At 72.4% G+C, this 25,805-nt stretch carries 20 protein-coding genes; 15 read left to right on the forward strand and 5 right to left on the reverse strand.

The window, feature by feature from the left end; all coding sequences use genetic code 11:
* The 3 genes from IE249_RS37100 to hflX all read left to right on the forward strand — a co-directional run.
* On the forward strand, positions 1 to 509 hold a 509-nt coding region (locus tag IE249_RS37100; protein WP_308434338.1), incomplete at its 5' end, for an ACT domain-containing protein.
* 188 nt (positions 510 to 697) lie between these two features.
* A complete protein-coding gene (locus tag IE249_RS13070; protein WP_189704982.1) occupies positions 698 to 2,182 on the forward strand; it encodes a M1 family metallopeptidase in 1,485 nt (494 codons plus the stop codon).
* Positions 2,183 to 2,305: 123 nt separating this feature from the next.
* Positions 2,306 to 3,796 carry a GTPase HflX gene (hflX, locus tag IE249_RS13075; RefSeq protein ID WP_189704983.1) on the forward strand — a complete coding sequence of 497 codons (1,491 nt, stop codon included), beginning with the start codon at positions 2,306 to 2,308 and terminating at the stop codon, positions 3,794 to 3,796.
* An 86-nt stretch (positions 3,797 to 3,882) separates the two neighbouring features.
* Here hflX and IE249_RS13080 read toward each other — a convergent pair whose 3' ends face one another.
* Complete coding sequence (locus IE249_RS13080; RefSeq protein WP_189704984.1) at positions 3,883 to 5,121, reverse strand: trypsin-like serine peptidase; 1,239 nt, start codon at positions 5,119 to 5,121, stop codon at positions 3,883 to 3,885.
* A gap of 334 nt (positions 5,122 to 5,455) precedes the next feature.
* Here IE249_RS13080 and IE249_RS13085 point away from each other — a divergent pair, with 334 nt between their 5' ends.
* The 4 genes from IE249_RS13085 (at position 5,456) to IE249_RS13100 (ending at position 11,859) form a co-directional block, all read left to right on the forward strand.
* A complete protein-coding gene (locus tag IE249_RS13085) occupies positions 5,456 to 6,880 on the forward strand; it encodes a diaminobutyrate--2-oxoglutarate transaminase family protein (protein ID WP_189704985.1) in 1,425 nt (474 codons plus the stop codon).
* A gap of 50 nt (positions 6,881 to 6,930) precedes the next feature.
* Positions 6,931 to 8,856, forward strand: a complete 1,926-nt coding sequence (locus IE249_RS13090; RefSeq protein WP_189704986.1) for an IucA/IucC family protein — start codon at positions 6,931 to 6,933, stop codon at positions 8,854 to 8,856.
* Positions 8,857 to 9,017: 161 nt separating this feature from the next.
* A complete protein-coding gene (locus IE249_RS13095; RefSeq protein ID WP_189705208.1) occupies positions 9,018 to 9,794 on the forward strand; it encodes a GNAT family N-acetyltransferase in 777 nt (258 codons plus the stop codon).
* 79 nt (positions 9,795 to 9,873) lie between these two features.
* A complete protein-coding gene (locus IE249_RS13100; RefSeq protein ID WP_189704987.1) occupies positions 9,874 to 11,859 on the forward strand; it encodes an ATP-dependent DNA helicase in 1,986 nt (661 codons plus the stop codon).
* Positions 11,860 to 12,538: 679 nt separating this feature from the next.
* On the opposite strand, the gene lexA is transcribed toward IE249_RS13100, so the two are convergent.
* Positions 12,539 to 13,318, reverse strand: a complete 780-nt coding sequence (gene lexA, locus IE249_RS13105; protein ID WP_189704988.1) for a transcriptional repressor LexA — start codon at positions 13,316 to 13,318, stop codon at positions 12,539 to 12,541.
* 578 nt (positions 13,319 to 13,896) lie between these two features.
* Between lexA and nrdR the strand changes: the two genes are divergently transcribed.
* Together nrdR and IE249_RS13115 are read left to right on the forward strand one after the other, a co-directional pair.
* The gene (gene nrdR / locus IE249_RS13110; protein WP_189704989.1) at positions 13,897 to 14,487 is read left to right on the forward strand and encodes a transcriptional regulator NrdR; all 591 of its coding nucleotides are present in this window, start codon (positions 13,897 to 13,899) and stop codon (positions 14,485 to 14,487) included.
* 162 nt (positions 14,488 to 14,649) lie between these two features.
* Positions 14,650 to 17,544, forward strand: coding sequence for a vitamin B12-dependent ribonucleotide reductase (locus tag IE249_RS13115; RefSeq protein ID WP_189704990.1), 2,895 nt, complete (start codon positions 14,650 to 14,652; stop codon positions 17,542 to 17,544).
* A gap of 117 nt (positions 17,545 to 17,661) precedes the next feature.
* Here IE249_RS13115 and IE249_RS13120 read toward each other — a convergent pair whose 3' ends face one another.
* Positions 17,662 to 18,195 (reverse strand): TerD family protein, encoded by a 534-nt coding sequence (locus IE249_RS13120; RefSeq protein ID WP_189704991.1) that lies wholly within the window; start codon positions 18,193 to 18,195, stop codon positions 17,662 to 17,664.
* Positions 18,196 to 18,351: 156 nt separating this feature from the next.
* Here IE249_RS13120 and IE249_RS13125 point away from each other — a divergent pair, with 156 nt between their 5' ends.
* From IE249_RS13125 to IE249_RS13135, 3 genes are all read left to right on the forward strand, one after another.
* Positions 18,352 to 18,957, forward strand: a complete 606-nt coding sequence (locus IE249_RS13125) for a YdbC family protein (protein WP_189704992.1) — start codon at positions 18,352 to 18,354, stop codon at positions 18,955 to 18,957.
* Positions 18,958 to 19,081: 124 nt separating this feature from the next.
* Positions 19,082 to 19,750 carry a histidine phosphatase family protein gene (locus IE249_RS13130; protein WP_189704993.1) on the forward strand — a complete coding sequence of 223 codons (669 nt, stop codon included), beginning with the start codon at positions 19,082 to 19,084 and terminating at the stop codon, positions 19,748 to 19,750.
* A 3-nt stretch (positions 19,751 to 19,753) separates the two neighbouring features.
* Positions 19,754 to 20,668: an ADP-ribosylglycohydrolase family protein gene (locus IE249_RS13135; protein WP_189704994.1), complete on the forward strand. Its 915-nt coding sequence runs from the start codon at positions 19,754 to 19,756 to the stop codon at positions 20,666 to 20,668.
* A 130-nt stretch (positions 20,669 to 20,798) separates the two neighbouring features.
* Here the strand turns inward: IE249_RS13135 and IE249_RS13140 are convergent, their stop codons facing one another.
* Positions 20,799 to 22,352, reverse strand: coding sequence for an MFS transporter (locus tag IE249_RS13140; RefSeq protein WP_189704995.1), 1,554 nt, complete (start codon positions 22,350 to 22,352; stop codon positions 20,799 to 20,801).
* 205 nt (positions 22,353 to 22,557) lie between these two features.
* Between IE249_RS13140 and IE249_RS13145 the strand changes: the two genes are divergently transcribed.
* From IE249_RS13145 to IE249_RS13155, 3 genes are all read left to right on the forward strand, one after another.
* Positions 22,558 to 23,181, forward strand: a complete 624-nt coding sequence (locus IE249_RS13145; protein ID WP_189704996.1) for a TetR/AcrR family transcriptional regulator — start codon at positions 22,558 to 22,560, stop codon at positions 23,179 to 23,181.
* A gap of 83 nt (positions 23,182 to 23,264) precedes the next feature.
* The gene (rnhB, locus tag IE249_RS13150) at positions 23,265 to 23,966 is read left to right on the forward strand and encodes a ribonuclease HII (RefSeq protein ID WP_189704997.1); all 702 of its coding nucleotides are present in this window, start codon (positions 23,265 to 23,267) and stop codon (positions 23,964 to 23,966) included.
* Positions 23,967 to 24,034: 68 nt separating this feature from the next.
* A complete protein-coding gene (locus IE249_RS13155; protein WP_189704998.1) occupies positions 24,035 to 24,676 on the forward strand; it encodes a hypothetical protein in 642 nt (213 codons plus the stop codon).
* A gap of 528 nt (positions 24,677 to 25,204) precedes the next feature.
* Here IE249_RS13155 and IE249_RS13160 read toward each other — a convergent pair.
* Positions 25,205 to 25,805: hypothetical protein (locus tag IE249_RS13160; protein ID WP_189704999.1), on the reverse strand; the 601-nt coding region annotated here is incomplete at its 5' end.

Here is a 25,805-nt window from a genome sequence, read left to right on the forward strand (position 1 = left end):
AGCGCGCCGCGGCCCCGGGACCCGACACCGCGGCGGACCCCCGGCCCGCGCGGCCCGGCAGAGCGAGCGTCGTGGTCGTCGACAGGCCCACCGCGGGCGCCCGCCTCGCCGGCTGCTGCACGCCCGTACCGCCGGACGAGATCACCGGCTTCGCCGTACGCGGCGGCATGGTGACCGTGCACCGGGTCGAGTGCGCCGCGGTCGCCCGGATGAACGACGCGGGGCGCGCGGAGGTCGACGTGCGCTGGGGCGACACCACCGAGTGCCGGGTCACGCTGCTCGCCGAATCGTTCGGCCGCCCCCATCTGCTGGCCGACCTCACCGAGGCCATCGCCCTCGAAGGCGTGGAGATCGTCTCGGCCACCGTGGCCCCGCCGACCCAGCAGCGCGTCCGCCACACCTACACCCTCCAGCTCCCCGACGCGGCGGGACTGCCCGCCCTCATGCGCGCGATGCGCAACGTCCCCGGCGTGTACGACGTGAGCCGCACCCAGCCGCCGGGCGCCTGACCCGACCGGCGCGCAGAGCCCACGCGCGGGCTCCCGCCACATGCCCTGTGCACGCCTTACGCGTCGCAGGCGCCGTGCGCGCCGCACGCCCCGGCGCGGCACCGTCGGCGTGCATCCACGGGCCCCGTTCGGGTGGGCCGGGCGCGCGCCGCCGCCGCCCCGCACCCGGGCGCTGATAGCGGTGGTGCATGCCGCTCACCCCCCGCCCCCGCGTTCCGCGCCGCATCAGGGCCGCGCTCCTCGGCTCCGCCGTGGCCGTCTGCCTCGTCGCCGCGAGTGCTCCGCCGGCCCCGCTGGGCATCGGCGACCGCCTCTTCCCGTACCTCGGCAACCCGGGCTATGACGTGTCGTCGTACCACCTGGACTTCACCTACTCCGGAGACAACGGCAAACCGCTGCAGGCCGTCACCACCATCGACGCCCGCACCACCCGGGACCTGGACCGGGTGAACCTCGACTTCGCGCACGGCACGGTCGAGTCCGTGGAGGTCGACGGACTGCCCGCCGCCTTCGCCGAGGCCGGCGAGGACCTGGTGATCACCCCCGCCACGCCCCTGCCCGGGCACAGCCCGATGCGGATCACCGTCCACCACACCAGCGACCCCGTGCCCGCCAAGGGCCGCGACGGCGGCTGGGTGCGCACCGCCGACGGGCTCGCCATGGCCAACCAGGCCGACGTCGCCCACCTGGTCTTCCCCTGCAACGACCACCCGTCCGACAAGGCCATGTTCACCATCCGCGTCACCGCGCCCCACGGGTACACGGCCGTGGCCAACGGTCTGCCCGCCGGCGCCCGTCGCGACGCCCGCGGCACCACCTGGACGTACCGCACCCGCCACCCCATGGCCACCGAGCTGGCGCAGGTCTCCATCGGCCGCTCCGCCGTGGTCCACCGCGACGGACCGCACGGCCTGCCCGTGCGCGACGTCGTCCCCGTCCAGGACCGCGACAAGCTCGAACCCTGGCTCGCGAAGACGCCGGACCAGATCGCCTGGATGGAGAGCAAGGTCGGGCCCTACCCCTTCGAGACCTACGGCGTCCTCATGGCCTCCGCCGCCACCGGCTTCGAACTCGAGACACAGACCCTCTCCCTCTTCGAGAAGGACCTCTTCACCGATCCCGCATACCCGAAGTGGTACGTCGAGTCGCTCATGGTGCACGAGCTGTCCCACCAGTGGTTCGGCGACAGCGTCAGCCCGCGCGCGTGGTCCGACCTGTGGCTCAACGAAGGACACGCCACCTGGTACGAGGCCCTGTACGCCGAGGAGAAGGCGGGCCAGCCCACGGAGGCCCGCATGAAGGCCGCCTACGGCGCCTCGGACCGCTGGCGCGCCTCGGGCGGCCCGCCCGCGCTGCCCAAGCCCCCCAAGTCCGGCCAGAAGATCGGCATCTTCCGCGCCAACGTCTACGACGGCGCCGCACTCGTCCTCTACGCCCTGCGCCAGGAGATCGGCAGGCCCGCCTTCGAGCGGCTGGAGCGCGCCTGGGTGCGCACCCACCGCGACGGCACGGCCACCACCGCCGACTTCGAGCAGCTGGCCTCGCACACCGCCGGACGCGACCTGAGCGGCTTCTTCAAGGCCTGGCTCTACGGCGAGAAGACCCCGCCCATGCCGGGGCACCCGGACTGGAAGCCCACGCCGGCCCCGACGGCCGGGACGGTCAAGAAATAACACGGTGACGCGGCGGGCCGGCCCGTGCGACCATCGTCGGGCCGGCGCGAGGCGGGTCACGGGAATCTCCCGGGGTACCCGCGCGTTGGACACGGTGAAGGAACCCGACGACGTAAGGACCCAATGACCTCCTCTTCTTCCTCTTCCCAGGCCACCAAGCGCCTCGCGCAGACCCACCCCGAAGGACTTCGGGCCGATGCCCTGATGGAAGAGGACGTCGCCTGGAGCCACGAGATCGACACAGAGCGGGACGGCGACCAGTTCGACCGCTCCGACCGCGCGGCCCTGCGCCGTGTCGCGGGCCTGTCCACCGAGCTCGAGGACGTCACCGAGGTCGAGTACCGGCAGCTGCGCCTGGAGCGCGTCGTGCTCGTCGGCGTCTGGACCACGGGCACCGCGCGGGACGCGGAGAACTCCCTGGCCGAACTCGCCGCCCTCGCGGAGACCGCGGGCGCGGTCGTGCTCGACGGCGTGATCCAGCGCCGCGACAAGCCCGACGCGGCCACCTACATCGGCTCCGGCAAGGCGGACGAGCTGCGGGACATCGTCCTGGACTCCGGCGCGGACACCGTCATCTGCGACGGTGAGCTCAGCCCCGGCCAGCTGATCCACCTCGAGGACATCGTCAAGGTCAAGGTCATCGACCGCACGGCCCTGATCCTGGACATCTTCGCCCAGCACGCCAAGTCCCGTGAGGGCAAGGCGCAGGTCGCGCTCGCGCAGATGCAGTACATGCTGCCGAGGCTGCGAGGCTGGGGTCAGTCGCTGTCCCGGCAGATGGGCGGCGGCAGTGGCGGCCTCGCGACGCGCGGTCCCGGTGAGACCAAGATCGAGACGGACCGGCGCCGCATCCGCGAGAAGATGGCGAAGATGCGCCGGGAGATCGCGGACATGAAGACCGGCCGCGAGATCAAGCGCCAGGAGCGCCGCCGCAACAAGGTGCCCTCGGTGGCCATCGCCGGCTACACCAACGCGGGCAAGTCCTCCCTGCTCAACCGCCTCACCGGCGCGGGCGTCCTGGTCGAGAACGCACTGTTCGCGACCCTGGACCCCACCGTGCGCCGGGCCGAGACCCCGAGCGGGCGGCTCTACACGCTCGCGGACACCGTCGGCTTCGTGCGGCACCTGCCGCACCACCTGGTCGAGGCGTTCCGCTCCACCATGGAGGAGGTCGGCGATTCCGACCTGATCCTGCATGTGGTGGACGGCTCGCACCCGGACCCGGAGGAGCAGCTGGCGGCCGTGCGCGAGGTGATCAGGGACGTCGGCGCCACCGACGTGCCCGAGATCGTCGTGATCAACAAGGCGGACGCGGCCGACCCGCTGGTGCTCCAGCGGCTGCTGCGGGTGGAGAAGCACTCCATCGCCGTCTCCGCCCGTACGGGCCGGGGCATCGCCGAACTGCTCGCGCTGATCGACAACGAGCTGCCGCGGCCCTCCGTGGAGATCGAGGCGCTCGTGCCGTACACCCACGGCAAGCTCGTCGCCCGCGCCCACACCGAGGGCGAGGTGATCTCCGAGGAGCACACCGCGGAGGGCACCCTGCTCAAGGCCCGGGTGCACGAGGAACTGGCCGCGGACCTGGCGCCGTACACACCGGCCGCCGCTCTCTGACCGGCCGCCGGGCCCCGGCATCGCACCTGGAAGGGCCGCCCCGCTGCGAGCGGGGCGGCCCTTCGGGTCGTCACCGGGCGCTCAGCTCACCGCCCCGCGAACTTCTTGCTGGCCGCGTCATAGACGCCCTTCGCGACCGGGCCCAGTCGCGGCCCCGCCAGCCAGCCGGAGGTCACCGGGCCGATCGAGGTGTTGGAGACCAGGGCCGGCTTGCCGTCCGCGCCGGTCTCCACCCAGCCGCCGCCCGAGGAACCGCCGGTCATGGTGCAGCCGATGCGGTACATCGTCGGGTCGGTGGCGCTCAGCGACAGCCGCCCGGGCTTGTCCTGGCACCGGTACAGCCGCTGGCCGTCGTACGGCGCCGCCGCCGGGTAGCCGGTCGCGGTGAGGCTCTGCACCTTCGGCACGGCCGGCGCGTCGAAGTTCACGGGCAGCGCGGCGCCCACGGTCTCCTGGAGCGACTTGCCGCCGCTGCCCTGCTCCGGCGTCACATGGATGACCGCGAAGTCGTAACTGGCGCCCTGGCCGCCGGTCGAGCCGCCCTGCGAGATCCACTGCTGCGAGGTCTGCGCCCAGTCGGCCCACCACACGCCGTAGGGAGCGATCGTCCGCCGCGGGGCGCTGCGCAGCTCGTCGGCGCCACGGCCGTCGTTGTTGTACGACGGCACGAACGCGATGTTGCGGTACCAGCCGCCCTTCTTGCCCGCGTGCACGCAGTGGCCCGCCGTCCACACGAGGTTGGACTTGCCCGGGTTGGCCGGGTCGTCCACGACCGTCGCCGAGCAGACCATGGTCCCCTCGGGGGAGTCGAAGAACACCTTGCCCGCCGTCGCCGCGTTGGCGTGGTACGTCGGCGCCACCGCCTGCGCCCGGACCGGGGCCGGTGTCGGGTCGGTGACGCCCTGGTCACCGGAGAGGTCACCCGGGTCGACCTGCTTGGCGGGGTCCTTGGCCCGGCGCATCCGGTCCGGGTTCCACAGGCCCTTGATGATCGGGTTGATGAAGTCGTTCGCCTCGCGCAGCCAGTCGTCCCGGCTCCAGTTCTTCCAGGCGCCGCCCTTCCACTTGTCGATGTCGATCCCGTGCTCCTTGAGCTTCTGCCTGATGTCGTCCGGGATCTGGATCTTGCCGTCGCCGCTGCCGCCCGAGCCGGTGGCGCTCGCGGCGGCGGAGGCCGCGCCGTCCGCCTTGCCGTCGTCCGAGTTGCAGCCCGTGACGGTGAGCGCCAGCACCGAGACCAGCGCGACGGCGGCCGGTACGGGGGAGGCCGTGCGGCGTGCGCCTCCTCCTCGGCGAGCGGTGAAGGACGGGCGTATGGGTCGCATGGTGGTGACTCCCCCTGCTGTGAACGGACTTGCTCGGTACCGACGTGATCTCGTGTGCGTCCCGGCCGAGTTCGGGCGCTGCTCACGACGTGTGGAACGGCACCACACACTATGCGCTCGCTGTGGGGGACCGCCGACGGAACGGCAACGGTTCCGTCACGGCAAGGATCTTGGACGGCAGAGATCTAAGGGACAACCCGTAACCGTGCGCGCGGACGGCGGTTGTAGCGGTGGGGAGTCCGCTGTCCGCGTCCGGACCCCTGGGCTCGTCAGGAGGTCCGGGTGACGGCCCGTGAGCTGACGACGCCCTGGGAGTGTGGGAGGACGAGGAGCCGTGACCGTGACGGAGTCTGCGCCAGGGGCCGGCCCGCGGAGGGATGCGGCGGCGGGGGCGCGCGCCGCGCACGAGGGCATCCTGCGGCGCCAGTCGGCGCGCGAGTCGGCGGCGCGCACCTATGCGCGCGCCCTGCCCATCGTTCCCGTGCGGGCGCGCGGGCTCACCATCGAGGGCGCGGACGGCCGCCGTTACCTGGACTGCCTCTCGGGCGCCGGCACCCTGGCCCTCGGGCACAACCACCCCGTGGTGCTGGAGGCCATCCGCAAGGTGCTCGACTCCGGCGCGCCGCTGCACGCCCTCGACCTCGCCACACCCGTCAAGGACGCCTTCGTCACCGAGCTGTTCCGCACCCTGCCGCCCGGACTCGCCGGCCACGCGCGCGTGCAGTTCTGCGGACCGGCCGGCACGGACGCGGTGGAAGCCGCGTTCACCCTCGTCCGGGCCGCCACCGGACGCGGCGGCATCGTCGCCTTCGCCGGCGCCTACCACGGGATGACCGCGGGTGCACTGGCCGCCTCGGGGCACGCGGCCGACGTACGGGTCGCCCGCCTGCCCTATCCGCAGGACTACCGCTGTCCCTTCGGCGTGGGTGGCGCCCACGGCGCCGAACTCGCCGCCCGCTGGACCGAGTCCGTCCTCGACGACCCCAAGTCCGGGGTCCCGCTGCCCGCCGGGCTGATCCTCGAACCCGTGCAGGGCGAGGGCGGGGTGATTCCCGCCCCGGACGCGTGGATGCGGCGGGTGCGGCGGATCACCGCCGACCGCTCCGTCCCCCTGATCGCCGACGAGATCCAGACCGGCGTGGGACGCACGGGCGCGTTCTGGGCCGTGGAACACAGCGGGGTCACACCCGATGTGATGGTGCTGTCCAAGGCCATCGGCGGCAGTCTGCCCCTGGCCGTGGTGGTCTACCACGAGGACCTCGACGTCTGGGAGCCCGGCGCCCATGCCGGAACGTTCCGGGGCAACCAGCTCGCGATGGCCGCCGGCACCGCCACGCTGGCCCACGTCCGGGAGAACGGCCTCGCCGAGCGCGCCGCCTCCCTGGGAGCCCGGATGCTCTCCCAACTCCGCGCGCTGCAGGGGTCCTACCCCTGCGTCGGCGAGGTGCGCGGGCGCGGGCTGATGATCGGGGTGGAGCTGGTGGACGGGGAGCGCGATGCGGGGGAGCAGGGCGAGGGACGTGAGGTGGAGTGCGACCGGGGGCGGGGGCGGGGGCGTCCTCGCCCGGCGGCGCCCCTCCTTGCCGCCGCCGTGCAGCGGGAGTGCCTGGACAGGGGGCTGATCGTCGAGCTCGGCGGGCGTTACGCGAGCGTCGTACGGCTGCTGCCCCCGCTGACGATCAGCGACGAGCAGGCGACGGCGGTGCTCGACCGGCTGGCCGACGCGATCGACGCGGCGGCCCGCAACCACCCCGGGTAGCGCGCCGCGCCCCACGCGAGACACCACCCGCACGACCATATGAGGACCCCTTGAACGCGAGCCCCGCACCACCCGGCCGCCCCCGCACCCACGACACCCCCGGGACGGTTCCCCACCAGCAGAGCGACCGGCAGGGCGGTCAATGGTCCGACCCCCTCGACCACCCCGACCCGCACACCGCCGCCCAGTCCGCGGCCGTGGACAACCTCCTGCGCTGCTGGGTGCGCGAGACCGGTACGCGGCCGCCCGGGGGCGACACCCTCCGCGTCCCCCTCCCGGCCACGGGCGCCGCGCTGCTCGTCCCCGTCCTGCACTGGTCACCGACCGGCTGGCACCGCTTCGGCCGACCCGGCCTGGTGACCACCTCGGGGGCCGCCTCGGACAGCGCTTCGGACGCGGTGCCGGACGGGGTGCCGGACGACGTGCCGGGCAGAGTGCCGGACTGTGTCCCGCCGCTGGACGCCGTCACCCTCGCCGCCCTGCTCGCCCGTGAGGCCACCACGCCGGACCCCGCCGCGGACGGGACGGACACCGCCGACCTCGTGGCCCGGGTCGCCGACTCCGTACGCCGCACCGCCCTCTTCCTCGCCGAACGCCGCGCCGGTCCCGTCGACGGCCCCGACCTCTTCCTCTCCGCGGAACAGGCCCTGGTGCTCGGGCACCCTCTGCACCCGGCCCCCAAGAGTCGTGAAGGCATGACCGAGGCCGAGACACGCGCCTGCTCACCCGAGCTGCGCGGCTCGTTCCCGCTGCACTGGGTGGCGGTCGACGCGTCCTTGCTCGCCGCCGACTCGGCCTGGACCGAGCGCGGCCGGCCCGTCCCCGCCGACCGGCTCACGGCCCGCCTCGCCGGACCGGGGCTCGCACTGCCCGAGGGCTGCGCCGCCCTGCCCCTGCACCCGTGGCAGATGCGCGACGTACGGCACCGCCCCGGCCCGGCCGCGCTGTTCGAGGCGGGACTGCTCCGCGACCTGGGCGCCCACGGACCGCACTGGCACCCGACCTCCTCCGTACGGACCGTCCACCGCTCCGGCGCGGCCGCCATGCTGAAACTGTCACTGGGCCTGCGCATCACCAACTCGCGCCGGGAGAACCTGCGCAAGGAACTGCACCGGGGCGTCGAGGTGCACCGGCTGCTGCGGTCGGGGCTCGCCGGGGAGTGGCGGGCCGCACACCCGGACTTCGACATCGTGCGCGACCCGGCCTGGCTCGCCGTGGACGATCCCGCGGGCGGCCCCGTGACCGGGCTGGACGTGGTGATCCGGCACAACCCGTTCGACCCTTCCGACGACGTCTCCTGCGTAGCGGGGCTCGTCGCGCCCCGGCCCTGGCCCCGCGCGCTCGCCGCTCCGGCGACGCGGTCCCGGCTGGCCGACGTGGTCACCCGCCTCGCCGCCCGGACGGGCCGCCCGCGCGGGGCCGTCACCGCGGAGTGGTTCCTGCGCTACCTCGAACAGGTGATCCGCCCCGTGCTGTGGCTGGACGGCGAGGCGGGTATCGCCCTGGAGGCCCACCAGCAGAACACCCTCGTCCTGCTGGACGCCGACGGCTGGCCCGCGGGCGGTCGCTACCGCGACAACCAGGGCTACTACTTCCGGGACTCGCGGCGGGACGAACTCGACACCCGGCTGCCCGGCATCGGCGAACACAGCGACACCTTCGTCTCCGACGAGGTCACGGACGAGCGCTTCGCCTACTACCTCGCCGTGAACAACGTGTTCGGCCTCATCGGCGCCATCGGCTCCCAGCGACTGGCCGACGAACGGCTGCTGCTGGCCGCGTTGCGCCGCTTCCTCGAGGCCGCCGCCTCCGGGCCCGCCCGCACGCGCTCCACCCTGCCCGCCCGCCTGCTCGACACCCCCGTCCTGCGCTGCAAGGCCAACCTGCTGACCCGGCTGCACGGCCTGGACGAACTGGTCGGCCCGGTCGACACCCAGTCCGTCTACGTCGCCCTGGCCAACCCCCTGCACTCCTGACCAGCCCACGAGAGGAGCGCGCCATGCCTCCCACCGACGCCGGTGCCGCCACCGGCCACGCCCCGGCGACCGCCGCCCCGGCCCTGACGACCGAAACCGCCGCTCCAGCCCTGACGACCGGGACCGCCGCCCCGGCCGCCGATCCGGCGTCCCCGGGTTCGGTGCCCGTTGGTCCGGTGTCCGCGGGGCCTCCGCCTGCGGGGCCTGTGCCTGCGGGGCCGGTGCTGGACCCCGCCCCCGCGGGACCAGTGGAGGACACCGCGGAGGCGACCGCGGCGGACAGCGAGGACACCCTCGACCTCCGTCTCCCCGAGGACTTCGTCGCGGCCTTCGCGCAGCCGCCCGGAACCGACGCCTCGCGCGCGGACGATCTGCTCGACGGCATCGGCGACTGGGGTCCCACGGTCACGCCCGTCGGGGCCTTCCGGCTGCTCCCGGTCCGCATCGAGCGGGACCTGCCGGTCGTCAGCCGCTGGATGAACGATCCGGCCGTGGCGGAGTTCTGGCAGCTGGCCGGGCCGCAGAGCGTCACGGAGACCCATCTGCGCGCACAGCTCGACGGCGACGGGCGCAGCGTGCCCTGCATCGGCCTGCTCGACGGCACCCCGATGAGCTACTGGGAGATCTACCGGGCCGACCTCGATCCGCTGGCCCGCCGCTATCCGGCCCGGCCGCACGACACCGGCGTCCACTTGCTGATCGGCAGCGTCGCCGACCGCGGGCGGGGGCTCGGCAGCACCCTGCTCAGGGCCGTGGCCGACCTGGTCCTCGACCGGCGCCCCGCCTGCGCCCGCGTGGTCGCGGAGCCCGACCTGCGCAACGCGCCCTCCGTGGCCGCCTTCCTGACGGCGGGGTTCCGTTTCTCGGCGGAGATCGAGCTGCCCGGCAAGCGGGCCGCCCTGATGATCCGCGACCGGTCCCTGCGCCATCTGCTGTGACGGCGGGTGGCCGGGCCGGGGCCGCCGTCTCCACCGTGATCGCCCGTTTGTCAGTGCCGAGCCGTAGGGTGGTCGCGCTATGACGAAGCCCTCACTCCCCGAACTCCTGCATGCCGCCGTCGCCGCAGTCGGCGGCACGGAGCGCCCCGGCCAGGTGACCATGGCCCAAGCCGTCGCGGACGCCATCGACGACGGCTCGCACCTGCTGGTCCAGGCCGGCACGGGCACCGGAAAGTCCCTCGGCTATCTCGTGCCCGCGCTGGCCCACGGGGAGCGTGTCGTCGTGGCGACGGCCACCCTCGCCCTGCAGCGCCAGCTCGTCGAGCGCGACCTGCCGCGCACGGTCGACGCCCTGCACCCCCTGCTGCGCCGCCGCCCGGAGTTCGCGATGCTCAAGGGCCGGTCGAACTACCTGTGCCTGCACCGGCTGCACGAGGGCGTGCCGCAGGACGAGGAGGAGGGCCTGTTCGACCAGTTCGAGGCGGCCGCGCCCACCAGCAAGCTGGGCCAGGACCTGCTGCGGCTGCGCGACTGGTCGGACGAGACCGAGTCAGGCGACCGCGACGACCTCACGCCCGGCGTCTCCGACCGAGCCTGGGCCCAGGTGTCGGTGTCCTCCCGGGAGTGCCTGGGCGCCACGAAGTGCGCGTACGGCGCGGAGTGCTTCGCCGAGATGGCCCGTGAGCGCGCGAAACTCGCCGAGGTCGTCGTCACCAACCACGCGCTGCTGGCGATCGACGCCATCGAGGGCGCCCCGGTCCTGCCGCAGCACGAGGTGCTGATCGTCGACGAGGCGCACGAGCTGGTCTCCCGGGTCACCGGTGTCGCCACCGGGGAGCTCACCCCCGGCCAGGTCAACCGCGCGGTGCGGCGGGCGGCGAAGCTGGTCAACGAGAAGGCCGCCGACCAGCTCCAGACCGCCGCCGAGGGCTTCGAGCGGCTGATGGAGCTGGCCCTGCCCGGACGGCTGGAGGAGATCCCGGAGGATCTCGGGTACGCGCTGCTGGCGCTGCGGGACGCCTCGCGCAACGTCATCTCGGCGCTCGGCTCGACCCGCGACAAGTCCGTCCAGGACGAGGACGCGGTCCGCAAACAGGCACTGGCCTCCGTGGAGAACGTGCACGACGTCGCCGAGCGCATCACCAACGGCTCCGAATGGGACGTCGTCTGGTACGAGCGGCACGACCGCTTCGGCGCCTCCCTGCGTGTGGCCCCCATGTCGGTGTCCGGCCTGCTGAGGGAGAAGCTGTTCGCCGACCGCTCCGTCGTGCTGACCTCCGCGACCCTGAAGCTCGGCGGCGACTTCAACGGGGTCGGGGCCTCACTGGGGCTCGCCCCGGAGGGCACGGAGGGCGAGGACGTGCCCCAGTGGAAGGGCGTGGACGTCGGCTCCCCCTTCGACTACCGCAAGCAGGGCATCCTGTACGTCGCCAAGCACCTGGCGCGTCCCGCGCGGGACGGCGACCGGGGCGACATGCTCGACGAGCTGACGGAGCTGATCCAGGCGGCCGGCGGGCGGACCCTCGGCCTCTTCTCCTCCATGCGGGCCGCCCAGCTCGCCGCCGAGGAGCTGCGCACCCGGATCCCCGAGTTCCCGATCCTGCTCCAGGGCGAGGAGACCCTGGGCGAGCTGATCAAGAATTTCGCGGCGGACCCGAGGACGTGCCTCTTCGGCACGCTCTCCCTCTGGCAGGGCGTCGACGTGCCCGGTCCGAGCTGCCAGCTGGTAGTCATGGACAAGATCCCTTTCCCCCGGCCCGACGACCCGCTGATGAGCGCCCGCCAGAAGGCGGTGGAGGACGCGGGCGGCAACGGCTTCATGGCCGTGGCGGCCACGCACGCCGCGCTCCTCATGGCCCAGGGCGCCGGCCGTCTGGTACGCGCCTCGGGGGACCGCGGCGTGGTCGCCGTACTGGACCAGCGCCTCGCCACGGCCCGCTACGGCAGCTACCTGAAGGCCTCACTCCCCGACTTCTGGTACACAACGGACCGCAACCAGGTCCGCAGATCTCTGTCGGCGATCGACGCAGCAGCAAAAGAGACGGAGGCCGAGCGGTCGGCGTAACCTCCGGTTCACGGGCCGACCGGACGCCGTCCGGGCATGGCCGCCCAGGGCCGACCGGAACCGGTCCACACCCCGGACGAGGGCCACGCACGGGCCGTGCGCAGCCGCCGGTCCACGGAAGCCGCCCGAGGCACGGACGGCCCGAGCGGCGAGCGGCCGCCCCGGGGGCATGGCAGGCACGGGTGACGCGGCCGTCGGGCAGTGGGCGGACCGAGCCTACGGTCCCTCGCCCACGCAGCCGACTCCCTGGGTGACGCCCCCGCCCCGGGACGCCGCCCTGGCTCCCGACGGGGCCCCGCCCTGGCTCCCGACGGGACGCCCGGTGAAGTGAACACCGCCGCCGGGCACTGGCCCCCGGGCAGAGCGGGTGGCCACGCCGGCGCGTCGACCGAGGAACGGCGAGGTGCTGGGCCGCGCCCGCACTGGGCCGCGCCGACCCGTGCCTCGCGCCGCCAAGCCGTCCGGTAGGAACCGCGCCCCGCGCCAAGCCACCCCGCGTCGACTGGCGCCCCGCGTCAAGCCGCATCCCGCGCTGAGCGGCACCCGCGTCGAGCCTCACCCCGCGCCGGCCGCGGCCCGGGCGCGCCGTGGCGTCCGCGCAGCGCAGGGCCCCGGAACCGGCGCAGGGGTTCCGGGGCCCGATCAGGAGGCGGGTCGGCGAGCCCGCCCGCGGCGGTCCTCAGACGCGCCGCAGCACCGCCACCACCTTGCCGAGGATCGTCGCGTCGTCACCGGGGATCGGCTCGTACGCCGCGTTGTGCGGGAGGAGCCACACATGGCCGTCCTCCCGCTTGAAGCGCTTGACGGTGGCCTCGCCCTCGATCATCGCGGCCACGATGTCGCCGTTCTCCGCGACCTGCTGGCGCCGGACCGTGACCCAGTCGCCGTCACAGATGGCGGCCTCGATCATCGAGTCGCCGACGACCTTCAGCACGAACAGCTCGCCGTCACCCACCAACTGCCGGGGAAGAGGGAAGACGTCCTCGACCGACTCCTCGGCGAGGATCGGGCCACCGGCGGCGATCCGGCCGACGAGCGGGACGTAGGAGGCGGCCGGCTTGCCCACGGTGTCGGTGGGCTGGAGCGTGGTGGCCTGGTCGGAGCCGCGGACCTCGTAGGCACGCGGGCGGTGCGGGTCGCGGCGAAGGAAGCCCTTGCGCTCGAGTGCCATCAGCTGGTGTGCGACCGAGGAGGTGCTCGAGAGGCCGACGGCCTGGCCGATCTCCCGCATCGACGGCGGGTAACCGCGCCGCTGGACGGAGTCCCTGATCACCTCGATCACCCGGCGCTGCCGGTCGGTGAGGCCCGAGCTGTCCGCCCGGATGCCTGGAGGTCGGCCCGGCAGGGATCGCTTGTGTCCCTCGGGATTCGCGGCTTCGTTCATCGCATGCACCGGCTCGAGTCGGCCCTGGGAGCGGTCCTGGGCAGTGATGGTGGCACTGTCTGCGGTGGTGGTCACGTCGTCGGCCCCTCTCGATGGTCTCCCTCCGGCACAACGGTAGTTGCTTTCGAAAGGTTGCGCCAAACACACGTTCGAGTGAAAAACCGCGAATTGCCTTACTTGATCATGTGTCCGGGTGTATGGCCGACGCGGCGCCTGGCGGGCGAAGAGCCTCGTTGTCGTACTCTTCACCGCTGCGCCGGCCGCCTCGTGGGCTGCCGTCCCAGTCTGCCATCCGGCGTCCCGTCGACCGAGCGCCGGTTCCCATCTGCCCGGGAGTCCCACGCGTCCTCCGTGCGGCGCCCACCGTATCTCCGCAAGCGTTCCCGCGGTACGGGTGCGCGTCGGCGTGTTTCCCGTGGTGACGCGGGCAGACGAACCCCGGACGCCTCCCGGCGGCTCACGCGCGACACGCGCGGGTCCCCGTTTGTTACAAGCCAATCCCCACATCTAGTGGTTGGATGGCTACAGCAGCCCACAAGTTGTGGTCCCCCGGGTCTTCGGCCGGCAGATCATCGCCTATGCTTGGGGCTGCTTCGCGGGGCTCCTGAGGCCCGGCGAGGCTATTGAGTCTGCTGTGAGGAGGGTTGGAGTCCATGCACTGCCCCTTCTGCAGGCACCCCGACAGCCGTGTCGTCGACAGTCGCACGACCGACGACGGCACGTCGATCCGCAGGCGCCGCCAGTGCCCTGACTGCTCCCGTCGGTTCACGACCGTGGAGACGTGCTCGCTCATGGTGGTCAAGCGGTCCGGAGTCACTGAACCCTTCAGTCGTACCAAGGTCATCAACGGCGTGCGCAAGGCATGCCAGGGACGGCCTGTCACCGAGGACGCACTCGCCCTGCTCGGCCAGCGGGTCGAGGAGGCGGTGCGCGGCAGTGGAAGCGCCGAGGTGGCCGCCCACGACGTCGGGCTCGCCATACTCGGTCCCTTGCAGGAACTGGACCTCGTCGCCTACCTGCGTTTCGCGTCCGTCTACCGGGCGTTCGACTCGCTCGAGGACTTCGAGGCGGCCATCGCGGAACTCAGGGAAGGTGCGCGTCCCCCCGCGCGGCACGGGGGCGACGACGGCGGAGGCGGTGGCGAAGGCGCCGCCGAGAGCCGGGAGAACGGCCACGGCCAGGACGGCCGCGGACGCCCGGGGACGGTTGCTGAGGTCCCCGAGCCCGCAGGCGCCGCCGACTGATCGGCGGGCCGGCCCGGACGGCGAGTCCGGGCCCGGCTCAGCGGCGGCGGAGAAGACGGTTGCGGGCGACAGCGACAGGGGTGCCCGCACCACGAGACACAACACCGTGCCACCGGAACATCGGGGCACTTCAGGGCGTTTTCGCCCGTACAGGGAGGCGGCATGACAGAGACGGCGAGCGGTCCGGCACGAGGTTCCCGCGCCAAGGGCGGCAAGGCGGGGAACAAGGGACTGCACATCGAGCGCATCCACACCACCCCCGGCGTGCACCCGTACGACGAGGTGAGCTGGGAGCGCCGTGACGTCGTCATGACCAACTGGCGCGACGGCTCGGTCAACTTCGAGCAGCGTGGCGTCGAGTTCCCCGACTTCTGGTCGGTGAACGCGGTCAACATCGTCACCAGCAAGTACTTCCGCGGTGCCGTCGGCACCCCGCAGCGCGAGACCGGCCTCAAGCAGCTGATCGACCGCATCGTGAAGACGTACCGGAAGGCCGGCGAGGACAACAAGTACTTCGCCTCGCCCGCCGACGCCGAGATCTTCGAGCACGAGCTGGCCTACGCCCTCCTGCACCAGATCTTCAGCTTCAACAGCCCCGTCTGGTTCAACGTCGGCACGCCCCAGCCCCAGCAGGTCTCCGCCTGCTTCATCCTGTCCGTCGACGACTCCATGGAGTCGATCCTCGACTGGTACAAGGAAGAGGGCATGATCTTCAAGGGCGGCTCCGGAGCCGGCCTGAACCTCTCCCGGATCCGCTCCTCCAAGGAGCTGCTCTCCTCCGGCGGCAACGCCTCCGGTCCGGTCTCCTTCATGCGCGGCGCCGACGCCTCCGCCGGCACCATCAAGTCCGGCGGTGCCACCCGCCGCGCCGCCAAGATGGTCATCCTCGACGTCGACCACCCCGACGTGGAGGACTTCATCCAGACCAAGGTCAAGGAGGAGGAGAAGATCCGCGCGCTGCGCGACGCGGGCTTCGACATGGACCTGGGCGGCGACGACATCACGTCCGTCCAGTACCAGAACGCCAACAACTCCGTCCGCGTGAACGACCAGTTCATGAAGGCGGTCGAGCAGGGCGGCAAGTTCGGCCTGCGCGCCCGTATGACGGGCGAGGTCATCGAGGAGGTCGACGCCAAGTCCCTCTTCCGCAAGATGGCCGAGGCCGCCTGGGCCTGCGCCGACCCGGGCATCCAGTACGACGACACGATCAACCACTGGCACACCTGCCCGGAGTCCGGCCGCATCAACGGCTCGAACCCCTGCAGCGAGTACATGCACCTGGACAACACGTCCTGCAACCTCGCCTCGCTGAACCTGATGAAGTTCCTCAAGGACGACGGCAAGGGCAAGCAGTCCTTCGACGTCGAGCGCTTCGCCAAGGTCGTCGAGCTCGTCATCACCGCGATGGACATCTCCATCTGCTTCGCGGACTTCCCGACCCAGAAGATCGGCGAGAACACCCGCGCCTTCCGCCAGCTCGGCATCGGCTACGCCAACCTCGGCGCCCTGCTGATGGCCACCGGCCACGCCTACGACTCCGACGGCGGCCGCGCGCTCGCCGGCGCCATCACCTCGCTGATGACCGGCACCGCCTACAAGCGCTCCGCCGAACTGGCCGCGGTCGTCGGCCCGTACGACGGCTACGCCCGCAACGCCCAGCCGCACCTGCGCGTCATGAAGCAGCACTCCGACGCCAACGCCACGGCCGTGCGCATGGACGACCTGGACACCCCGGTGTGGGCCGCGGCCACCGAGGCCTGGCAGGACGTGCTCCGCCTCGGCGAGAAGAACGGTTTCCGTAACTCCCAGGCCTCCGTCCTCGCCCCGACCGGCACCATCGGCCTGGCGATGTCCTGCGACACCACCGGTGTCGAGCCCGACCTCGCGCTGGTCAAGTTCAAGAAGCTGGTCGGCGGCGGCTCGATGCAGATCGTCAACGGCACCGTCCCGCAGGCCCTGCGCCGCCTGGGCTACCAGGAGGAGCAGATCGAGGCGATCGTCGCCCACATCGCCGAGCACGGCAACGTGATCGACGCCCCCGGCCTCAAGCACGAGCACTACGAGGTGTTCGACTGCGCGATGGGCGAGCGGGCCATCTCCCCGATGGGCCACGTCCGCATGATGGCCGCGATCCAGCCGTGGATCTCCGGCGCCATCTCCAAGACGGTCAACATGCCGGAGTCGGCGACCGTCGAGGAGGTCGAGGAGATCTACTTCGAGGCGTGGAAGCTGGGCGTCAAGGCGCTCGCCATCTACCGCGACAACTGCAAGGTCGGCCAGCCGCTGTCGGCGAAGAAGAAGGACTCCGCGGAGGAGAAGGCCGAGGAGCCCGCCACCGTCGAGTCCAAGGTCGAGAAGGTCGTCGAGTACCGTCCGGTCCGCAAGCGCCTGCCCAAGGGCCGCCCCGGCATCACCACCTCCTTCACCGTCGGCGGCGCCGAGGGCTACATGACCGCCAACTCCTACCCGGACGACGGTCTCGGCGAGGTCTTCCTGAAGATGTCCAAGCAGGGCTCCACCCTCGCGGGCATGATGGACGCCTTCTCCATCGCGGTCTCGGTGGGCCTGCAGTACGGCGTGCCGCTGGAGACGTACGTCTCGAAGTTCACCAACATGCGCTTCGAGCCGGCCGGCATGACCGACGACCCGGACGTGCGGATGGCGCAGTCGATCGTCGACTACATCTTCCGCCGCCTGGCGTTGGACTTCCTGCCCTTCGAGACGCGCTCCGCGCTCGGCATCCACTCCGCCGAGGAGCGCCAGCGCCACCTGGAGACCGGCTCCTACGAGCCGATCGACGACGAGGACGTCGACGTCGAGGGCCTGGCCCAGTCGGCGCCCCGGCAGATCGACCTGAAGGCCGTCGCCACGCCGCGGGCCGAGGCCGAGGCGGCCACGCCCGCCCCGAAGCAGGCCCACACGAGCGCCGAGCTGGTGGAGATGCAGCTGGGCATCCAGGCCGACGCCCCGCTGTGCTTCTCCTGCGGCACGAAGATGCAGCGCGCCGGCTCGTGCTACATCTGCGAGGGCTGCGGCTCGACGAGCGGCTGCAGCTGACGGGTAAGCGATGAACGGTAAGGGGCGCCGGCACTGGCCGGCGCCCCTTACCTGTCTCTGTCTGTCTACCTGTCCCTGTCCGTCGCCTGTCTGCTGTCGATCGGCTACCTGGGTCCGCTACGACTGGTGGGCGCGTCCCATGGTGCGGGTGAAGGTGGCCGGGTCGTCCTCGAAGCCGTGCATGCCGGGGCGGAAGACCCAGCTCCCGGCCTCGTCGCGCGCGAATTCCGCCACGGTGGCCGCCGTCGCCCCGAGCACGCCTCCGAAGTCGTCCTCCGCCAGCACGGTGTAGCCCTCCCGGATGCGCAGACCCGGGCCGAGCACGTTGACGAACGTGCGAGACCCGTAGCCCTGCTGGATGACGACACCGACGACCACGCGCGCGTACCGCTCGGAGAGCCGCTCCAGTTCCAGCGTCATGACCTCGTCCCAGCCGAAGCCCCGGCCGTCCCGGCTGTCCCGGTTGAGATAGATCGTGCCGTCGGGAGAACGGCTGTCGAAATGCACGACGTAGGCCGGCGCGCCGTAGGGATCGTCCGTCCCGTAGGTGGCGGCCACGATGTCCAGGTCGGTGGGCGGCTGCCCCGCCGGACTCGGATCCCACTTCAGCGCGACCTCGACCTTGCGGATCCCCTTGCTGAGCCCGCTCAACGGACTCCCCCTTCCCGGTCCCCGTGCGCCCTCCTGCCCCAACTTCCGGATCGCGGGCGCTCGTTGTCCATCGTGCCACGTGAGCGGGGGCGCTTGCGCGGGCGCTGTCCCCGCGAGAGTGACCGGCGCCACGCTCCTGGGCCTTACGATGGCGCGGTGCTGGTCAAGTGGATTCGCTGCACCGTGGTGGACCGCCGGGGCTTCGAGCGGGGGCAGCGAAAGTGGGCGGGGCTTCTGGGGGAGCCGGGGTTTCGGGGGCAGGGGGGTGGCTGGAGCCGGGCACGGCCGGGAGTGGCGCACGTCTTCGCCTTCTGGGAGAGCCGCGCCTTCTACGACTCCTTCATGGCCCGCTCCCACGACCGCCTGGCGGCGGCCCAGGCCGGCACCTTCAAGGACGCCCAGTCCCGGCTCTTCGACCACCGTTTCGACGTCAAGACGGGCTTCGAACCCCGCTTCTCGGACGCCGACCTGCTGCGCGTGGCCCTGTGCCGCGTCCACGAGGAGCGCGCCGAGCACTTCACGCTCATGCAGGAGAAGGTCTGGAACCCGGCGATGGCCGGCTCGCCCGGCATGATCCGCGGGCTGTTCGGCGAGGCGCCGGGCAGCGAGTTCCTGGTGCTGTCGATGTGGCAGTCCTCCGCCGAACACGGCAAGTACCGCACCGAGCGGGTGGAGCGGCTCGCCCTGCGCGCCCAGACGGAGGCCGACGTCGTGGCCCTCACGGGCGACATCGTGGAACTGGAGCCCACCTGGACGGTCTGACCCGTCACCGACCGCACCGCGGCCGCGCACAGAACGTGGCACACGTACCACGAAGTGTGTGACGTACACCGTACGGGGCCCTCTCGAGTCCTCGATCGGCCGTCACCCGATCTAGTGTTTTGGCATGGCACGACCACGGCGCATCGTCCTTGTCCGGCACGGCGAGTCGACGGGCAACATCGACGACTCCGTGTACGAGCGCGAACCCGACCACGCCCTCCCGCTCACCGAGCGCGGCCGGCAGCAGGCCGAGGAGACCGGCAAGGAGCTGCGCGACCTGTTCGGCCACGAGCGCGTGAGCGTGTACGTCTCCCCCTACCGGCGTACCCACGAGACCCTCAGGGCCTTCCACCTCGACCCCGATCTCATACGGATCCGCGAGGAGCCCCGGCTGCGCGAGCAGGACTGGGGCAACTGGCAGGACCGAGACGACGTACGCCTGCAGAAGGCGTACCGCGATGCCTACGGGCACTTCTTCTACCGCTTCGCCCAGGGGGAGTCCGGCGCCGACGTCTACGACCGCGTCGGCAACTTCCTGGAGAGCCTCTTCCGCAGCTTCGAGGCCCCCGACCATCCGCCGAACGTGCTGCTGGTGACGCACGGACTGGCGATGCGGCTGTTCTGCATGCGCTGGTTCCATTGGAGCGTCGCGGAATTCGAGTCGCTGTCGAACCCGGGGAACGCCGAGGTGCGGATGCTCGTTCTCGGGGGCGACGGCAAGTACACGCTGGACCGGCCGTTCGAGCGATGGCGGGAACCGGAACCGTACGGGATCACCGGATGGAGTGGCTGAGAGATGACCCCTGACCCCTCGCCCGGCGCCCGCCTGGAGCGCGCGCTGGCGAGCCTGCGCGGACTCGCGGTGGGGGACGCGCTGGGCTCGCGGTTCTCGGTGCCGGTGAACTATCCGCTGCTCAGGCGCCGCGAGCTGCCCGCCGGCCCCTGGCGGTGGACGGACGACACGGAGATGGCCTGCTCGGTCCTCGCCGTCCTCGCCGCCCATCACCGCGTCGACCAGGACGCCCTGGCCCGCTCCTTCGCCGTCCACCACGGCACCGACCGGGGCTACGGCGCGGGAACGGCCCGGCTGCTGGAGCAGATCCGCGCGGGCGGCGACTGGCGCACGCTGGCGCCCGCGCTGTTCAAGGGACACGGTTCGTGGGGGAGCGGCGCCGCGACCCGGGTCGCGCCGCTCGGCGCGTGGTACGCGGACGACCCCGAGCAGGCCGTCCACCAGGCCGAGATCTCCGCCTACCCCACCCACCAGCACCGCGAGGCGGTCGTGGGCGCCATGGCCGTCGCGGCCGCCGCCGCACTCGCCGCCGCGGGCGGCCCGCCGGACGCCGGGGCCCTCCTCGACGGCGTGATCGCCCTCGTCCCGTCCCGCAGCGCGGTCGGTGCCGGGCTCCGGCGCGCCCGGGACATGCTGGACTACGACAACGCGTCCACCGTGGCCGCCGTCCTCGGCTGCGGCCGCCGCACGACGGCCCACGACACGGTGCCCTTCGCCCTGTGGTCGGCCGCCCGCCGCCTGGGCGATTACCAGGCCGCCTTCTGGACCACCGCCCAGGCGGGCGGCGACATCGACACCACCTGCGCCATGGTCGGCGGCATCCTGTCCACAACCCCCCCGCCCCCGACCTGGACCAACCAAACGGAACCCCTCCCGACCTGGATCCTCCACACAACCGAGCGGACAGCCTCACGTTGACTCCCCCGGCAGGGAAGCAGGGGACGAAGTCCCCGCCGGGGTCTGGGGGGAGCCCCAGGGGGCGGGTCTTCGTCGCAGCGAGTCGGGCGGGTGGGTGGGCGAGGCGCCGTAGGGGAATGACGCCCGCGCCTCAGCCCACCCCGCCCTCCGCCGCTCCCGCCCCGGACAGAGCGTCGAGGTCACTCCTACGTACCCTGATCACCAGCCACGCAGTGGCCAGCGCGAGCACGGCCATCGCCGCGGCCGGCACGAACGCCGTGGAGATCCCGTGCGCCAGCACCTCATGGCTCCACGGCGCCGGCAACTCCCGCGTCCGCGCGAACTCGGCCTTCTGCTCCGCCGACCCCTGCGCGAGGAACTTCGGCACCTGCTTCTTCGCCTCGTCCGCAGCCGCCGTACCGAACACCGTCGTAAGGATGGACAGCCCCAGCGAACCTCCCACCTGCTGCGTCGCGTTGAGCAGACCCGACGCCGCACCGGCCTCGTGCGGCGCGACCCCCGACACCGCCGTGACGGTCGCGGTCACGAAGTTCAGCCCCATCCCGAAGCCGAACACCAGCATCGGCCCGAGCACCCCGCCGAGATACGAACTGCCGGGACTGATGAACGTCTGCCACACAAGTCCGACCACCACCAGCGTGGACCCGGTGACCATGAACGGCTTGGGACCGAGAACCGGCAGGAACCGCTGCGACAGCCCCGCCCCCACCGCGATGGCGAAGGTCACCGGCAGGAAGGCCACCCCGGCCCTGATCGGGCTGTACCCCAGCACGTTCTGCACGAACAGCACGATGTAGAAGAACATCCCGAACATCGCGGCCGCCAGGCTGAGCATGATCACGTACGTCCCCGACCGGTTGCGGTCGGCGAACATCCGCAGCGGCGTGATCGGCTCCGGCGCCCGCCGCTCGGTGAACATGAACGCCACCAGCAGCACCACCGCCGCCGCGAACGACCCGAGGGTCAGTCCGTCCCGCCAGCCGTCCTCCGACGCGCGGATGAACCCGTAGACGAGGGCCGCCATGCCGGCCGTCGAGGTCAGCGCGCCCGCGATGTCGAAACGTCCGGGATGGCGCTGGGACTCGGCGATGTAGAGCGGCGTGAGCACCGCGATCAGCACACCGATCGGCACGTTGACGAACAGCACCCAGCGCCAGTCGAGCCACTCGGTGAGCATGCCTCCGGCCAGCAGCCCGATCGCGCCGCCACCCGCGGACACCGCCGCGAAGACGCCGAAGGCCCGGTTCCGCTCGGGCCCCTCGGGGAAGGTGGTCGTGATGAGCGCCAGCGAGGTCGGCGACGCGATCGCGCCGCCCACGCCCTGCAGAGCGCGCGCGGCCAGCAACTGCCAGGGTTCCTGGGCGAGCCCGCCCAGCAGCGAGGCGAAGGTGAACAACAGGATGCCGGTCATGAAGACCCGGCGGCGGCCGAGGATGTCACCGGCCCGGGCCCCGAGGAGCAGCAGACCGCCGAAGGTGAGCGTGTAGGCGCTGACGACCCAGGTGAGATCGGTCGTGCTGAACCTGAGCGCGTCTTGAATGTGCGGGAGGGCGATGTTCACAATCGTCGCGTCGAGTACCACCATGAGTTGGCAGGCCGCGATGACGGTGAGCGCGAGGCCGGGATGCCCCTCCCGGCGAGCCGCACCCGGCTTCTGTTCCTGAATCAACTGAGAGGTTGTCACTATGAGTCCCCCACAACGGCGTTAGTGAACGATCGCGTTCACTGTCGCGTCAACGGTAGTGAGTCCCCACTAGTGAACGCAAGCGTTCACTTAAGGCTTCTCCCCGGTGCGTCCCCGGCACCGGAACCGGAATGTCCTGCTCCCCGCACCCCGTTCCTCGCACCCCGTACCCCGCATCCCGTTCCCCGCTCCCTGGAGACAACAGATGGTTACCTCGCGCTGGGCGGCCGCTCCCGCCCAGACGGCCACCCCCCGACGGCGCGGCGCCGTACTCGAACGCGCCATCCTGGACGCCACGCTCGACCAACTCGGCGCCGTCGGCTGGAAGGGCCTCACCATGGAGGGCGTGGCCGCCGGCGCCCAGACCGGCAAGGCCGCCGTCTACCGCCGCTGGCCCTCGAAGGAGGACCTCGTCGCCGACGCGCTGCGCGCCGGACTCCCGCGCGTGGAGGAGGCGCCGGACCTCGGCGGAGTGCGCGAGGACCTGCTGGCCCTGTGCCGGCGCGCCCGCGACGCGATGTTCTCGCGCCCTGGCACCGCACTTCGCGCGGTCATTCACGAATGCGACCCGACCCAGGCGGAACGCTTCCACGGCGTGATCTTCACGGGCGTGGTGGAGCCCACCGTCAGGCTGCTTCGCGACGTGATCACCCGCGGCATAGAGCGGGGTGAGGTGCGCCCCGACGCCGCGAACGGCTATGTCTACGACGCCATCCCGGCCATGATGATGTACCGCTCCAAGATGTGCACCAGCGAATGGACCGATCAGGATCTCGAGGACATGATCGACCACCTCATGGTCCCGCTGCTGCGCCCCGCCGGCCGCTGACGGCAGGGGTGCCCGGTGGTACGCGGCGCAGGGGGAAACCGGGGTGTCGCCGCGAGATCCCGGCGGCGTAGGCTAAGGGCGCCATGCCGTACGAACCACCCACCCACACCGTCGAGCGCTCCCTCAGAGCCACGACCGGAGCGAAGGTCATTGCCGGTGTCGACGAGGTGGGGCGCGGCGCGTGGGCCGGGCCCGTCACCGTCTGCGCGGCGGTCACCGGACTGCGCCGGCCCCCCATGGGCCTCACCGACTCCAAGCTCCTCACCGTCAAGCGGCGCACGACGCTCGCCGCGGAACTGCGGACCTGGGTGACGGCGTACGCCCTCGGGCACGCCTCCCCGGAGGAGATCGACGACCTCGGCATGACCGCCGCCCTGCGGCTGGCGGCCGTTCGGGCCCTGGAGGCGCTGCCCGTCCGTCCCGACGCCGTCATCCTCGACGGCAAGCACGACTACCTCGGCACCCCCTGGCAGGTCCGTACGGTCATCAAGGGCGACCAGTCGTGCGTGGCCGTCGCGGCTGCCTCGGTGATCGCCAAGGTCCACCGCGACAAAATGATGGCCGAACTGGGTGCCGACCATGCAGACTTCGGTTTTGCGGCCAACGCCGGATATCCGTCGCCCGTGCACCGGGCCGCGCTGGAGGAGCGGGGGCCCACCCCGTACCACCGGCTGTCGTGGGCGTATCTTGATGCGCTGCCCCGGTGGCGGCACCTCAAGAAGGTCCGTGCCTGGGCGGACGGGGGCGTTCCGGAGATCGAGGGCCAGCTCGGCTTCGATTTCTGACCGCTCCAGCCGCCCCGAAGTACCACCCGCCCATGCGGGCCGTACCAACGTTTGATAAATATCAGCCCATGCCTCTCATTCCCGAGGAGCCTCAGATTCACGAGAGTGCCCAGGGTCCCCGCGTCACTCCGGCCACCGGCCGCACCGCGCCGACCCCCCGCCCCGTACCCGGCCCCCGCCCCGCGGCTCCGCCGCGCCCCGGACGTCCCGGTCCCCTGCGGCCCGCGCCGCCGGTGCAACGTACGCCCAGGGACGGTGGCGCCGCGGCCAAGCCCGGGCCTTCGAAGCCGGCCGCCTCGGCCGCTCCGGCGGCTCCCGCGAGCCCGCAGATCCAGTTGATCCCCGCCTCCGCCGAGGGCGCGCTCGACGCGGCCGAGGAAGCGGTCGACCTGCTCCTGGAGTCCGGCCGTGCCCCCGGAGAGGTGCTGGTGATCACCACCGGCGACCCGCACCCGTGGGCCGCGCACGAACTCTCCTTCGGCGAGACCTCCTACTGGGCCCAGCACGACGCGGGCGACGACGTCTTCTACACCGGTGCCGCCGTGGCCGCCCGGGCCGCGTCCCGTCCGGTCGTGGTGGTCGCCGTCAACGGCGGCTCGGACGGCGACGCCGCCCAGGCCCTGCCCCTGGCCCACTCCCGGGCCGGCGCGCTGCTGATCGTCTGCGGTGACCCGCAGGAGATCAACGCGGTGCTCGGCGCCGGCGTCTGAACCGGTTCCGCGCACCGGGCCGGTCCGTTCGTGCGGGCCGCCCGGACCGCGGACCGTTCGGCGTCATGCAGGGCCAGGCGGCGGACCCCGCCCGCGCACCGGCGCGGCGGGGGCTTCGGCGCGCGCACGAACGCGTCGCGCCGACCGCCACCGGGTCACCTTCGTGCCGTATGCCTGGCCGTATGCCTGGCCGTACGCCTGCTCGCCGACGGGCCGGCCGGAGACGCGCTCGCCTCTTGCGGCCCGACCGGCAGCGCACCGGTAGCTCGACAACTCCCACGGGCCGTGGGCCCTCCACGAGTCGACGAGTCCCGCGGCCACGCCTCCGGCGGTTCACGCCTGCCGGCGTCCACGAGTCCAGAGGGCCGGTGGCCCGGAGTCCGGCGCGGGGCGTCCGGCGCGGGGCGTCCGGCGCGAGGCGTCCGGCGCGGGGCGTCCGGCGCGGGGCGTCCGGCGCGAGGCGTCCGGCGCGGGGCGGACTCCCCGACTGCCCGTCGCCGGTCGAACGGCGCGGCCGGACCGCCGGGCTCAGCGCGCCGCGGCGCGCCTCAGCACCTCGGAGGCGACGCCTCCGGTGCGGGGCGGCGGTGGCGGTGCCACGGCCGTCGCGAACGGTTCCGGCGGCGAGTCGGTGTTCGGGCGGCGGCCGCCGCGGCCCTCGCCGAGGACCTGCCAGCCGTCCCGGGTCAGGGTGATGTACGCCCCGCAGCGCAACCCGTGCAGGGTGCAGGCGTCGCGCAGACCCCACATCCACGCGCCGTCCTCCTCCGTCCAACGCCCGTCGCCCTCACGGCAGTAGAGCAGTACGGCGGTGCGCACCGGAGTGCGGCGCCGCAGATCGTGCGGGATGACCCGGCGCAACTGGGCGAGCAGCGCGTTGCGGAACATCCAGCCGTCCGCGGGCGCCGGCCGGCGCACGAACGACGCGCTCGCCCGCAGCCGGTCGTCCGGGTCGAGGACCGCGACCACGGCGGTGGCCGGGCCGGGGTGGTGCCTGGCGTGCAGTCCGCTGACGACCTCGCGCGGATTGCGCAGCAGAGGGATGCCCGCGGCGGCCCACTCCGCGGGTTCGAGCAGGCGAGTGGCGGAGGCGGCGGACGTCGACAACGACGCCGCCGAGGACGGAGCG

It is taken from the genome of Streptomyces anandii JCM 4720 (genome assembly GCF_014650655.1).
In the GTDB taxonomy this organism is placed as follows: Bacteria; Actinomycetota; Actinomycetes; order Streptomycetales; family Streptomycetaceae; genus Streptomyces; species Streptomyces anandii.